This window comes from Furfurilactobacillus curtus (genome assembly GCF_054657915.1).
The window spans coordinates 1,894,037-1,907,934 of record NZ_BAAHXU010000001.1; the positions used below are offsets into that span (position 1 = coordinate 1,894,037).

The window sequence follows — 13,898 nt, forward strand, 5'->3', positions numbered from 1 at the left end:
GATAGTTAACGAGGGAGTTTGAAATGAACGATTATTTAGTAAAAAGCATAATTGATGGCGGTAATTTTCGCGCTTATGCCGTGAGAAGTACAGGAGTGGTTGCGGAAGCGCAGCGGCGCCACGATACGTGGAGTGCGTCTTCGGCAGCGTTAGGACGGACGTTAACGGCATCACTATTACTCGGTACTTCTTTATTGAAAGGGCAAGAAACAATGACCGTCAAAGTAGCTGGCGACGGTCCAGCTAAAGGAATTGTGGTCGATGCAGATGCCAATGGTATTGTTAAGGGGTACATCATCGATCCACACGTTCATCTGCCCCTTAATGAGGCTGGACACATCGATGTTGGCGGCGCAGTGGGTCACAATGGGTTTTTATCGGTTACAAAAAATTTAGGTTTGGATCAACCCTACACGGGGCAGGTCGGTCTAGTAAGTGGGGAAATCGGGGATGATTTCACTTACTATTTGGCTCAGTCGGAACAAATCCCGTCAGCAGTTGGGGTATCGGTGTTTGTAGAAAACGACAATACGATTGGTGTGGCTGGCGGTTTTATGATCCAGGTTTTGCCAGGGGCTGACGATCAGGCGATTAGTCAACTGGAACAATCTTTAAAAGACATGCCGTTAGTTTCGCAATTGCTACGCGATGGGAAGACACCAGAAGACATCTTGACTGACTTGTTTGGTGAGTCGCGGGTAAATATTTTGGAAAAAGTCCCCGTGGCTTTTCAGTGTGATTGTTCGAAGGCCCGTTTTGCCACCGATTTAAGTAGTTTGCCTGCTCATGAATTGCAAGCAATGATTGATGAGGATCATGGTGCCGAAGCGGTTTGCCGTTTTTGTGGCAACCGGTATAAGTTCAGTGAAGCAGACTTGGCCGCAATTATTACCGAACAGCAGGCATAAAATTTGGAGGTGCAAAGATGAAGTGGCAAATTGGTTCAGTGGAGATTCCTAACCAGATTGTAGTTGCACCGATGGCTGGAGTGACTAATCAAGCTTTTCGCGTTATCTGTAAGGAATTTGGGGCCGGCTTGGTTGTCTGCGAAATGATCTCAGACCGCGGTATTATGTATCAAAATAAAAAAACGCTATCGATGATGAGTGTTTCGAAAGCTGAGCATCCAATGAGTATTCAAATTTTCGGCGGGACGAAAGAAACCCTAGTTCAAGCGGCCCAGTATGTAGATCAACAAACTGAGGCGGATATTATCGATATTAATATGGGCTGCCCTGTTAACAAGGTGGTTAAAACGGAGGCCGGTGCTCGGTGGTTGTTAGACCCCAATAAAGTCTATGAAATGGTTTCTTATGTGACAGATGCGGTCAAGAAGCCAGTGACCGTCAAGATGCGTACTGGCTGGGATCCCGACCATCTTTACGCAGTGGAAAATGCTTTAGCGGCCGAACGCGGCGGTGCTTGCGCATTGGCCATGCATGGGCGAACACGTCATCAATTTTACGAGGGCCACTCTGATTGGCACATCTTGCATGAAGTGGCTAAGCAGATTCATATTCCATTTATGGGAAACGGTGATATACAAACACCGGCAGACGCCAAGAAAATGATTGAAGAAGTTGGTGCGGATGCCGCAATGGTGGGTCGTGCCGCAGAAGGTAACCCATGGGTATTGGGCCAGATGGCGCATTACTTGTCAACAGGGGAGTTGTTGCCAGAGCCAACTGCAGATAAAAAGATTGCCATCGCTAAGGAACATTTGCAGCGGTTAGTGGATTTAAAAGGTGATCACGTTGGTTCACGTGAGTTTCGGGGCCAGGCCGGCTACTACTTGAAAGGAATAGCTCACTCTGCGCGGACAAAAGTCGCCTTGAATAACGCAGAAACATCAGCTGAAATGATTGAACTATTTGATCGGTTCATGACGCAATTAGCTGCCCGCCAAGCACGGGAAACTTCGGAAAGTGTTCGGCAAGGCTAACTTTTAGTGTAAAATGGTGGCAGTGTTAATTTGACAGAAGTGAGGGATTAATGTGGCAAAACAAGATACAGAAATGAATGATCAAATGCGCGTGCGCCGCGAAAAATTGCAAGAATTGCGCGATCAAGGGATTGAACCCTTTGGCCATCGATTTGACCGGACACATTTGGCTGCGCAATTGCATGAGCAGTTTGGTGACGAAGACAAGGAAACTTTGGCCAATGAAGACCATATTGTAACAATTGCTGGACGGATGGTCTCCAAACGTGGTAAGGGGAAAGTTGGCTTTGCCGATTTAAAGGATCGTAGCGGGCGCATTCAAATTTATGTTCGCAAAGATGTCATTGGTGAAGAGATGTACCACGTATTTAAACGGGCGGATATCGGTGACTTTATTGGCATTAAAGGTGATGTCATTAAGACCGATATGGGCGAGTTAACTGTACGTGCGCAAGCATTAACTTTCTTAAGTAAAGCGTTGCGGCCACTCCCTGATAAATTTCATGGTTTAACGAATCAAGAACAAATTTATCGGCAACGTTACCTTGACTTGATCGCTAATGATGATAGTTTTGATCGATTCAAGAAGCGTACAAAAATCATTTCGGCTATTCGTCATTACCTAGATGGTTTGGATTTCCAAGAAGTTGAAACGCCGGTATTGCATAACATTGCTGGTGGGGCGGCGGCACGGCCGTTTATCACTCATCATAATGCGTTAAATATTGAACTTTACTTACGAATCGCCTTAGAACTCCATTTAAAACGTTTGATTGTTGGTGGGATGGAACGGGTTTATGAAATTGGCCGTGTATTCCGCAACGAAGGCATTGATACCAAACATAATCCTGAGTTTACGATGTTAGAGTCTTATGTTGCCTACTGGGATTTCCACGATGTGATGGATGAAACTGAGGGAATCTTTAAGGCCGCTGCTAAAGCAGTGACTACAGATGCCATTGTGAGCTATCAAGGCACGACGATTGATCTTGCCAAACCGTTCAAACGGGTTCACATGGTTGATGCCATCAAGGCTGAAACAGGTATTGATTTTTGGCAGCCAATGGATCTTGAACAGGCACAACAATTAGCAACAGAAAACGGCATTCATTATGAACCGTTTTGGACAGTGGGTCATATTATTAATCAGTTCTTTGAAGATAAGGTTCAAGATACGCTGGTTCAGCCTACATTTATCTATGGTCATCCGGTTGAAATTTCACCACTGGCTAAAAAGAATCCAGATGATCCGCGTTTCACAGACCGGTTCGAACTTTATATTATGGGCAATGAATTCGCCAATGCCTTTACAGAACTAAATGATCCGATTGATCAGCGTGAGCGTTTTGAAGCCCAAGCGAAGGAACACGATGCCGGTGATGATGAAGCTCAATTGATTGATGAAGATTTTGTTGAAGCGTTGGAATACGGTATGCCTCCAACTGGCGGCTTAGGAATCGGTGTTGATCGACTAGTCATGCTATTGACTGATGCCCCGTCGATTCGCGACGTCTTATTATTCCCAACGATGCGCGCAGAAGATAATCTCGACCAAGAAGATTAATGCAGCATCTTAAAGACACGTTGAGGCGTGTCTTTTTTTGCGTTTCCGCTGCTTTTAGCAATATCCATTATGGAAAAAACGGGTACAGTTATACGGGAAACAATAAGGAATTGGCTGGCATTAATGGAAAACATTAAAAACAAATGATATTGTAACAAAATGATTGACCCGTGGATTCAGGACTGGTATTCTAATAAACGTCGTCAAAAAGGAAATAAACATTTTTCCTTCCTAGCGGCAAATATACCAATTCAAAACATCTTGAAAATAATTTATTGAAAGTTGTTGACAGAGTAGTGAGGAACTGGTATTCTAATTAAGTTGTCTGATACAGACCAATTTGGTAGCAGACAGGTAGATCTTTGAAAACTGAACAACGTTTCGACGAATCAAATGTGTAGGGTCTTTGAACTTCGGTTCAAAGCAATACAAATTGTGAAGTCAATTCACTTTATAACCAAGTAACAAAAACAAGAGCTATTTCAAATAACTCATTAATTTGAGAGTTTGATCCTGGCTCAGGATGAACGCTGGCGGCGTGCCTAATACATGCAAGTCGAACGCGCTTTGGTTCTAGATTGACGGTGCTTGCACTAGATTGAAAGAACAATGAAGCGAGTGGCGAACGGGTGAGTAACACGTGGGTAACCTGCCCTGAAGTGGGGGATAACATTTGGAAACAGATGCTAATACCGCATAACAACGAAAACCACATGGTTTTCGCTTGAAAGATGGTTTCGGCTATCACTTCAGGATGGACCCGCGGTGCATTAGCTAGTTGGTAAGGTAACGGCTTACCAAGGCGATGATGCATAGCCGAGCTGAGAGGCTGATCGGCCACATTGGGACTGAGACACGGCCCAGACTCCTACGGGAGGCAGCAGTAGGGAATCTTCCACAATGGGCGAAAGCCTGATGGAGCAACGCCGCGTGAGTGAAGAAGGGTTTCGGCTCGTAAAACTCTGTTGTTAAAGAAGAACGAATCTGAGAGTAACTGTTCAGATTGTGACGGTATTTAACCAGAAAGCCACGGCTAACTACGTGCCAGCAGCCGCGGTAATACGTAGGTGGCAAGCGTTATCCGGATTTATTGGGCGTAAAGGGAGTGCAGGCGGTTACTTAAGTCTGATGTGAAAGCCTTCGGCTTAACCGGAGAAGGGCATCGGAAACTGGGCAACTTGAGTGCAGAAGAGGGTAGTGGAACTCCATGTGTAGCGGTGGAATGCGTAGATATATGGAAGAACACCAGTGGCGAAGGCGGCTACCTGGTCTGTAACTGACGCTGAGGCTCGAAAGCATGGGTAGCAAACAGGATTAGATACCCTGGTAGTCCATGCCGTAAACGATGAATGCTAGGTGTTAGGGGGTTTCCGCCCCTTAGTGCCGCAGCTAACGCAATAAGCATTCCGCCTGGGGAGTACGACCGCAAGGTTGAAACTCAAAGGAATTGACGGGGACCCGCACAAGCGGTGGAGCATGTGGTTTAATTCGAAGCTACGCGAAGAACCTTACCAGGGCTTGACATCTTCTGCTAATCTTAGAGATAAGACGTTCCCTTCGGGGACGGAAAGACAGGTGGTGCATGGTTGTCGTCAGCTCGTGTCGTGAGATGTTGGGTTAAGTCCCGCAACGAGCGCAACCCTTATGATTAGTTGCCAGCATTAAGTTGGGCACTCTAATGAGACTGCCGGTGACAAACCGGAGGAAGGTGGGGACGACGTCAAATCATCATGCCCCTTATGTCCTGGGCTACACACGTGCTACAATGGATGGTACAACGAGCAGCGAAGTCGCGAGGCCAAGCAAATCTCTTAAAGCCATTCTCAGTTCGGACTGTAGGCTGCAACTCGCCTACACGAAGTCGGAATCGCTAGTAATCGCGGATCAGCATGCCGCGGTGAATACGTTCCCGGGTCTTGTACACACCGCCCGTCACACCATGAGAGTTTGTAACACCCAAAGTCGGTGGGGTAACCTTTTAGGAGCCAGCCGCCTAAGGTGGGACAGATGATTAGGGTGAAGTCGTAACAAGGTAGCCGTAGGAGAACCTGCGGCTGGATCACCTCCTTTCTAAGGAAACAAATCGGAACCTTACACATTAGTGGAAACGTTGTTCAGTTTTGAGGGATTTACCCTCAAATGCATCTTAAATGATGCTAGGATTGCACATTGAAAACTGAATCTTGATTCTTTTTATTAAAAACCGAGAACACCGCGTTTTTTGAGTTTTTTAACAAGTAATTGTTATTCGCTAAACTCACAACCGCAGTTCTTTAGAACTGTTAGGTTAAGTTAACAAGGGCGCACGGTGGATGCCTTGGCACTAGGAGCCGATGAAGGACGGGACTAACACCGATATGCTTCGGGGAGCTGTAAGTAAGCTTTGATCCGGAGATTTCCGAATGGGGGAACCCAGCCAGTTTAACCGCTGGTTATCACTAGGGGAATACATACTCTAGTTGAAGGTAGACGTTGTGAACTGAAACATCTCATTAGCAACAGGAAGAGAAAGAAAAATCGATTCCCTAAGTAGCGGCGAGCGAACGGGGAAGAGCCCAAACCAGACTGCTTGCAGTTTGGGGTTGTAGGACTGAACATTTGAGTTACCAAGGACCTTGATAGTCGAAGACGTTGGGAAGCGTCGCCATAGGGTGTGAGAGCCACGTAGACGAAATCAAAGTCCCTCAGTTCAGGATCCTGAGTACGGCGGAGCACGTGAAATTCCGTCGGAATTTGCGGGGACCATCCCGTAAGGCTAAATACTCCCTAGTGACCGATAGTGAACCAGTACCGTGAGGGAAAGGTGAAAAGCACCCCGGAAGGGGAGTGAAATAGTTCCTGAAACCGTGTGCCTACAAGTAGTTAGAGCCCGTTAATGGGTGATAGCGTGCCTTTTGTAGAATGAACCGGCGAGTTACGTTAGCATGCAAGGTTAAGGTGGAAAGACCGGAGCCGTAGCGAAAGCGAGTCTGAAATGGGCGATTGAGTATGTTGAAGTAGACCCGAAACCAGGTGACCTACCCATGTGCAGGTTGAAAGTGCGGTAATACGCACCGGAGGACCGAACCCGTGTCTGTTGAAAAAGGCTGGGATGACGTGTGGGTAGCGGTGAAATTCCAAACGAACTTGGAGATAGCTGGTTCTCTCCGAAATAGCTTTAGGGCTAGCCTCGGATTAGAGCATCATGGAGGTAGAGCACTGTTTGAACTAGGGGCCCGTCATGGGTTACTGAATTCAGATAAACTCCGAATGCCATTGATGTGTTATCCGGGAGTCAGACGATGAGTGATAAGATCCACCGTCGAAAGGGGAACAGCCCAGATCACCAGTTAAGGTCCCAAAATATGTGCTAAGTGGAAAAGGATGTGGAGTTGCACAGACAACTAGGATGTTGGCTCAGAAGCAGCCACCATTTAAAGAGTGCGTAATAGCTCACTAGTCGAGTGATTCTGCGCCGAAAATGTACCGGGGCTAAGCACATTACCGAAACTGTGGGTGCCACGTAAGTGGCGCGATAGGAGAGCGTTCTATGGGCGGAGAAGTCAGACCGTGAGGACTGGTGGAGCGCATAGAAGTGAGAATGCCGGTATGAGTAGCGAAAGATCAGTGAGAATCTGATCCACCGAATGACTAAGGTTTCCTGGGGAAGGCTCGTCCACCCAGGGTTAGTCGGGACCTAAGGCGAGGCCGAGAGGCGTAGTCGATGGCTAACAGGTTGAGATTCCTGTACTAGTTAAACGTGTTTGAACAATGGAGGGACGCAGAAGGCTAAACGATCCAGACGGATGGAAATGTCTGGTCAAGCAGCAAGGTGGTTCATGAGTTAAATGCTTATGGGCTTAACACCAAGCTGTGATGAGGACCGAATTTAGTAGGGAAGTCGTTGATGTCACGCTGCCGAGAAAAGCTTCTAGTGAGCGTTTAATTACCCGTACCGCAAACCGACACAGGTAGTCGAGGAGAGTATCCTCAGGTGAGCGAGCGAACTCTCGTTAAGGAACTCGGCAAAATGACCCCGTAACTTCGGAATAAGGGGTGCTGCACTAACGTGCAGCCGCAGTGAAAAGGCCCAGGCGACTGTTTATCAAAAACACAGGTTTCTGCAAAATCGTAAGATGACGTATAGGGGCTGACGCCTGCCCAGTGCTGGAAGGTTAAAAGGATGGGTTAGCGTAAGCGAAGCTCAGAATTGAAGCCCCAGTGAACGGCGGCCGTAACTATAACGGTCCTAAGGTAGCGAAATTCCTTGTCGGGTAAGTTCCGACCCGCATGAAAGGCGTAACGATCTGGGCACTGTCTCAACGAGAGACTCGGTGAAATTATATTACCCGTGAAGATGCGGGTTACCCGCGACAGGACGGAAAGACCCCATGGAGCTTTACTGTAGCTTGATATTGGGTGTCTGTATAACTTGTACAGGATAGGTAGGAGCCGTAGAGCTCGGGACGCTAGTCTCGAAGGAGGCGTTGGTGGGATACTACCCTTGTTATACGGCCACTCTAACCCGCGCCACTTAGCGTGGCGGGAGACAGTGTCAGGTAGGCAGTTTGACTGGGGCGGTCGCCTCCTAAAAGGTAACGGAGGCGCCCAAAGGTTCCCTCAAAATGGTTGGAAATCATTTGTAGAGTGTAAAGGCACAAGGGAGCTTGACTGTGAGACAGACAGGTCGAGCAGGGACGAAAGTCGGGCTTAGTGATCCGGTGGTACCGTATGGAAGGGCCATCGCTCAACGGATAAAAGCTACCCTGGGGATAACAGGCTCATCTCCCCCAAGAGTCCACATCGACGGGGAGGTTTGGCACCTCGATGTCGGCTCATCGCATCCTGGGGCTGTAGTCGGTCCCAAGGGTTGGGCTGTTCGCCCATTAAAGCGGTACGCGAGCTGGGTTCAGAACGTCGTGAGACAGTTCGGTCCCTATCCGTCGCGGGCGCAGGAAATTTGAGAGGAGCTGTCCTTAGTACGAGAGGACCGGGATGGACATACCGCTGGTGTACCAGTTGTGCCGCCAGGCGCATCGCTGGGTAGCTATGTATGGATGAGATAAACGCTGAAAGCATCTAAGTGTGAAACTCGCCTCGAGATGAGATTTCCCATTCCTATATGGAAGTAAGACCCCTCAGAGATGATGAGGTAGATAGGCTAGAAGTGGAAGTGTGGCGACACATGGAGCGGACTAGTACTAATCGGTCGAGGACTTAACCACGAAGTGGTGGTCCGGTTAAGATAAAAAGAATCAGATTCAGTTTTGAGTGGGTAACCCTCAGAGTGTGGTGATGATGGCACGAAGGATACACCCGTTCCCATGCCGAACACGGAAGTTAAGCTTCGTCGCGCCAAGAGTAGTTGGGGGATCGCTCCCTGCGAGGGTAGGCCGTCGCCATGCATATGAATCGTCAATCTGCGGATTGACGATTTTTTTGTGACTTCATCTCAACTAATAAGATGACGATTAGTGACCAAGTTAGACGGCAAATCAAGCTAATCAAGAAGATGACGGTTGTGATGGAAACTAAACAGCTGATGATTCATGTCAAAACCCACTTCTTTTTGGAATAAACAGACTGATGCTAATCAAGACGGTCGCACTTAGAAATAGAGCCGGGTTAAATTGAAGTTAGCCTAAACTGGACGTAATGGGGATCAACTGAGTGGATCCAGGGCGTTTCTGATGAATGCCTGTGAAATTCAGGATAGCAATCGCAATCGACAATGTGCCTGCTTAATCCACCAGGCTAATCCTTTAATCCGTTAAAAGAGATTTCCAATTAGTCGCTGGATGATCCACGTTTTGATTTAGAAAGATACTTGAAGCAAACGGCCAAGTTCGCTATACTATCAGATGTGCCAATTAGTCTTGCCGGATTAGCTCAGTTGGTAGAGCATCGGTATCGTAAACCGAGGGTCAGGTGTTCGAGTCACCTATCCGGCATCGAATCTAGTCTCGTTTAACCACGTTTAGACGTGGTTTTTTTTATTAGTAAAATATGGTGATAGCCAGAATATCGGCGTTTAAAATTCTATCGATTGGAAAAAAGTAAAAATGCTGGCGGCCATTTCTGTGATGATCAAGCGACACGCGGGAATTGTTAGAACATTAGAATTGTTCGATGAAAAATGGCGAATAAATTAAAAGAAAGTTTGACTATCGCCATTTATAACAGCTATAATTATTCTATCGTTTTTTTTAAAACGGGTATTTAATTGAATATGTATTTTAACAAGAATTCCCGAAAGTTGTGGCCGTTGGCTATCATTGGGGATCAATTAGGAGGATTCTTTTGGAAACTAAAAGCACGGATACAGCATTTTTTGGCCAACCGCGTGGATTGGCCACGCTGTTCTTCACCGAAATGTGGGAACGGTTCAGTTATTATGGGATGCGTGCCATCCTGCTGTTCTATATGTATTTTGCGATCGATAAAGGTGGCCTTGGCTTCAGCCAAGCAACAGCCAGTTCGATTATGGCGATTTATGGATCACTGGTCTATTTGTCCAGTGTTCTCGGTGGCTTTTTGAGCGACCGGGTTTTCGGCCCACGGCGAACTGTCTTTATGGGCGGTGTGCTAATCATGTTTGGGCACATTGCTTTAGCCGTTCCAGCTGGTGCATCAGCTCTATTTGCTTCAATTGGCTTAATCGTGGTTGGGACTGGGTTACTAAAGCCGAATGTCTCTGAAATGGTTGGTGCATTATATAGCACGGAAGACCGTCGACGCGATGCTGGATTTAATATTTTCGTGTTTGGGATTAATATGGGGAGTCTCTTTGCCCCTTACATCGTGGGTACCCTTGGTGAAAAAGTTAACTTCCACCTTGGCTTTTCATTAGCTGCAATTGGAATGTTCTTCGGCTTACTCCAATATTGGTTGGATGGTCGTAAGTACCTTAGTAAAGATGGACTTTATGCCTCTGATCCAATCGAACGTAGCGACATTCGCCCATTGGTGATTCGTTGGGGACTTGGGATCGTTGCCTTGATTTTAGTTCTTATCCTAATGGCTCTGATGGATGCCTTTAACTTAAAGAATATTATTTTACTCATCAGTATCGTCGCAATTGCCACACCTGTGGTTTACTTTGTCGTCATGTTGTCGAGTCGTAAAGTGACCCATAATGAGCGTCGTCACGTTGTCGCATACATTCCGTTATTTATTGCCGCAATGCTCTTTTGGGCCATTGAAGAACAAGGCTCCGTCGTTCTCGCCCTATTTGCTCAACAACGGACCAACTTAACCATCGGTGGATGGACGATGCCAGCAGCCTACTTCCAGTCATTAAACCCGATGTTTATCATGATCTATACGCCATTCTTTGCCATCTTATGGACGCGGCTGGGTAAACGGCAGCCAAGCACGACAACTAAGTTTGCCTATGGTTTGATGATTGCCGGTGTTTCATACCTGTTTATGGCCTTACCTGGTTTAATCGGCGGGACTTCTGGCCGAGTATCACTGCTTTGGCTTGTTGGGAGCTGGGCGATCGTTGAAATTGCCGAATTGCTCATTTCGCCAATTGGGTTGTCTGTGACCACGCGGCTTGCGCCAAATGCTTTTCGGTCGCAAATGATGAGTATGTGGTTCCTAGCTGATGCGGCTGGGCAAGCAGTTAACGCCCAGATTGTTCAATTTTACAGTTCATCAACGGAAGTGCCATACTTCCTGGCTATTGGAGCCGTTAGTGTTGTCTTCGGAATTGTCTTGTTTATCTTCAGAAAACCAGTCTTTGGTTTGATGAAAGATGTTGAAATTGCCGCGAACTAATTAGGATATGCTAAGATGTCTTCAGATAATACTGAAGGCATTTTTTGTTTACGAGGAGGTGATCACCATGGCCAATGTGGCAATTACTAGTGACAATCATTTTGATGTTAATCGATTGGACGCTCACGAGCTGTTGAAGAAGCAGGCTCAGGTCCTTGTTGATCGCCAAGTGGATTATTACATCATCGCTGGTGATACGTTTAATGATTTTACTAAAACAACCACTTACGTTGAAGCTTTACAACATGAACTAGGTCATCGAACCGAAGTGTATTATTTGGCTGGGAATCATGACATGGCAGCTGGGGTCACCTATGAAGAGTTAGAAACACGGATAAATGCGCATTATTTACACAATCAATTTGTGGACATTCCTAACACGGATTGGCGAATTATTGGCAACAACGGTTGGTACGATTACACATTTGCGGATCAATTATTCAATGAACGTAGTGAAGACGATTTTGCTCAGTGGAAACGAGCTTATTGGTTCGACGGGACGATTCAGCAACCGATGAGTGATCCGGAACGTGAACAAGTGGTGCTTGATCAAACGGCCAAACAGTTATTAGCAGCTAATGTTGCGCACAAACGAATTTTTTATGTCACCCATTTTGTGCCACGGCGTGAGTATATTCACGTGACTAGCGACAATCGTTTCTGGAATATGGCCAATGCGATGATGGGAAGTCAGCGTTTAGGCGAGGTATTGAGCAAAGGTGGGGCGGATTTTGCGCAGTTTGGTCACTTACACATCAAACCAACCCCCAAATTATTAGACGGCGTCACTTATTTTAACCAAGCAGTTGGCTACAACACTCATCGCATCATGGAATGGGACCATGCAGACTTTATGAGCGAATGGCTCACACGGTTGCGAATCTTGTCATTAACGTGAATAACAGTCTTGAATTTATCAAAAAGATTCGGTAGAATAAACGGGTTGTTAATTGGCGGAATAGCGAAGTGGCTAAACGCAGCGGTCTGTAAAACCGCCCCGAAAGGTTCGTTGGTTCGAATCCAACTTCCGCCATTCATTGGGATATAGCCAAGTGGTAAGGCAACGGACTTTGACTCCGTCATGCGCTGGTTCGAATCCAGCTATCCCAGTTTGAAATGAAGATCTGATTTCCGGTAATGATTGCGGAAGTCGGGTCTTTTTTGGTCGGGTTCAGTTTCGATGATTGAAATATATAGTGATTCATGAGCGGACGTTGTCAGCGCGCAGGTTGAGCCGAGTATAAAAAATGTTATACTAGCTTTACGAACGTACGTTTGATTAGGAGGTGGATCACGTGCCAGAACAGACCTCTTTATTTGAGGATAATGAAGAAAACCAGCCCTTAGCAAGTCGAATGCGACCACGGACCTTAAGTGAATTCGTCGGCCAGACTCAATTGTTAGGGCCGGGGAAGGTATTACGGCAACTGATTGATGAGGACACGTTATCTTCTTTTATTTTTTGGGGACCGCCGGGAGTGGGGAAAACGACGCTAGCCCGGATCATTGCCAGAAGGACACAGGCGCGGTTTATTAACTTTAGTGCCGTCACTAGTGGCATCAAAGAAATCCGTGATGTGATGACTGAGGCGGAGGCAAATCGACAAGTTGGCGAACGAACCGTTGTTTTTGTAGATGAAATTCATCGCTTTAATAAAGCACAACAGGACGCTTTTCTCCCCTTTGTTGAAAAGGGAAGTATTACGTTGATCGGGGCCACCACAGAGAATCCATCGTTTGAGATTAATGCTGCGCTATTATCACGGACCAAAGTTTTTGTCCTTCAACCACTAAAGCAAGACGACTTGATTCAATTATTACATCAAGCGCTTCACGACAAGCGCGGTTTTGGTGATCAACAAATTAACATCGATGAAACGACTTTGGCCGCTATTGCCGATTTCGCTAATGGTGATGCTCGCGTGGCCCTGAATACATTAGAAATGGCAGTTTTAAACGGACAACGGGTCGGTGAAGTGACGACGATTGATCAAAATGACGTCGCCCAACTTGTCTCAAAAAAATCACTTTTATATGACAAGCATGGTGAAGAACACTACAACATTATTTCAGCGTTGCATAAATCGATGCGTAACTCAGATGTGGATGCAGCGCTGTATTGGTTATCTCGAATGCTAGAGGGTGGAGAAGACCCGTTGTACGTGGCACGACGTCTCATTCGTTTTGCCAGCGAAGATATTGGGTTGGCGGATTCGCGGGCGCTTGAATTGGCCGTGGCCGCGTATCAGGCTAGTCATTTGATTGGCATGCCAGAGTGCAGTGTCAATTTGGCGCACGCAGTCACCTATTTGGCGCTAGCGCCAAAATCAAATGCGATTTACACGGCTTACGATGCGGCTAAAGCAGATGCACTGCACACGTTAGCAGAGCCAGTGCCATTACAGATTCGTAATGCACCAACCAAACTGATGTCTGATCTGCATTATGGGGAAGGCTATCAGTATGCCCATGATACTGAGGACAAACTAACAACAATGCAAACGATGCCAGACAACTTAATCGGTCGCACGTATTATCAGCCAACTCATCAAGGGTCTGAAGCCCGTTTTGCCAAGCGATTGGCTGAGATTAAACAATGGCAGCAAGACCACCGAAAATTGTAGTTGGCAA

6 protein-coding genes, 3 tRNA genes and 3 rRNA genes are annotated in these 13,898 nt (G+C 46.6%); all 12 read left to right on the forward strand.

What is annotated here, in order from left to right:
* Positions 1-23 precede the first annotated feature (23 nt).
* The 12 genes from hslO (at position 24) to ACYQ0Y_RS08890 (ending at position 13,891) form a co-directional block, all read left to right on the forward strand.
* Positions 24-908 (forward strand): Hsp33 family molecular chaperone HslO, encoded by an 885-nt coding sequence (gene hslO, locus ACYQ0Y_RS08835; RefSeq protein WP_407883420.1) that lies wholly within the window; start codon positions 24-26, stop codon positions 906-908.
* A 17-nt stretch (positions 909-925) separates the two neighbouring features.
* Positions 926-1,942, forward strand: coding sequence for a tRNA dihydrouridine synthase DusB (dusB, locus tag ACYQ0Y_RS08840; RefSeq protein WP_407883422.1), 1,017 nt, complete (start codon positions 926-928; stop codon positions 1,940-1,942).
* Positions 1,943-2,015: 73 nt separating this feature from the next.
* Positions 2,016-3,506 carry a lysine--tRNA ligase gene (lysS, locus tag ACYQ0Y_RS08845; RefSeq protein WP_407883465.1) on the forward strand — a complete coding sequence of 497 codons (1,491 nt, stop codon included), beginning with the start codon at positions 2,016-2,018 and terminating at the stop codon, positions 3,504-3,506.
* A 495-nt stretch (positions 3,507-4,001) separates the two neighbouring features.
* Positions 4,002-5,576, forward strand: a 16S ribosomal RNA gene (locus tag ACYQ0Y_RS08850).
* 215 nt (positions 5,577-5,791) lie between these two features.
* A 23S ribosomal RNA gene (locus tag ACYQ0Y_RS08855) occupies positions 5,792-8,710 on the forward strand.
* Positions 8,711-8,773: 63 nt separating this feature from the next.
* A 5S ribosomal RNA gene (rrf, locus tag ACYQ0Y_RS08860) occupies positions 8,774-8,890 on the forward strand.
* The 16S, 23S and 5S rRNA genes sit together here with 1 tRNA gene alongside, the layout of an rRNA operon.
* A gap of 473 nt (positions 8,891-9,363) precedes the next feature.
* Positions 9,364-9,436: transfer RNA gene (locus ACYQ0Y_RS08865), tRNA-Thr, on the forward strand.
* Between the two features lie 349 nt (positions 9,437-9,785).
* Positions 9,786-11,267, forward strand: coding sequence for a peptide MFS transporter (locus tag ACYQ0Y_RS08870; RefSeq protein WP_407884346.1), 1,482 nt, complete (start codon positions 9,786-9,788; stop codon positions 11,265-11,267).
* Between the two features lie 67 nt (positions 11,268-11,334).
* Positions 11,335-12,165: a metallophosphoesterase gene (locus tag ACYQ0Y_RS08875; RefSeq protein WP_407884344.1), complete on the forward strand. Its 831-nt coding sequence runs from the start codon at positions 11,335-11,337 to the stop codon at positions 12,163-12,165.
* A gap of 54 nt (positions 12,166-12,219) precedes the next feature.
* Positions 12,220-12,300, forward strand: a tRNA-Tyr gene (locus ACYQ0Y_RS08880).
* 5 nt (positions 12,301-12,305) lie between these two features.
* Positions 12,306-12,377: transfer RNA gene (locus ACYQ0Y_RS08885), tRNA-Gln, on the forward strand.
* Positions 12,378-12,622: 245 nt separating this feature from the next.
* Positions 12,623-13,891 carry a replication-associated recombination protein A gene (locus ACYQ0Y_RS08890; protein ID WP_407884357.1) on the forward strand — a complete coding sequence of 423 codons (1,269 nt, stop codon included), beginning with the start codon at positions 12,623-12,625 and terminating at the stop codon, positions 13,889-13,891.
* Positions 13,892-13,898: the final 7 nt, after the last annotated feature.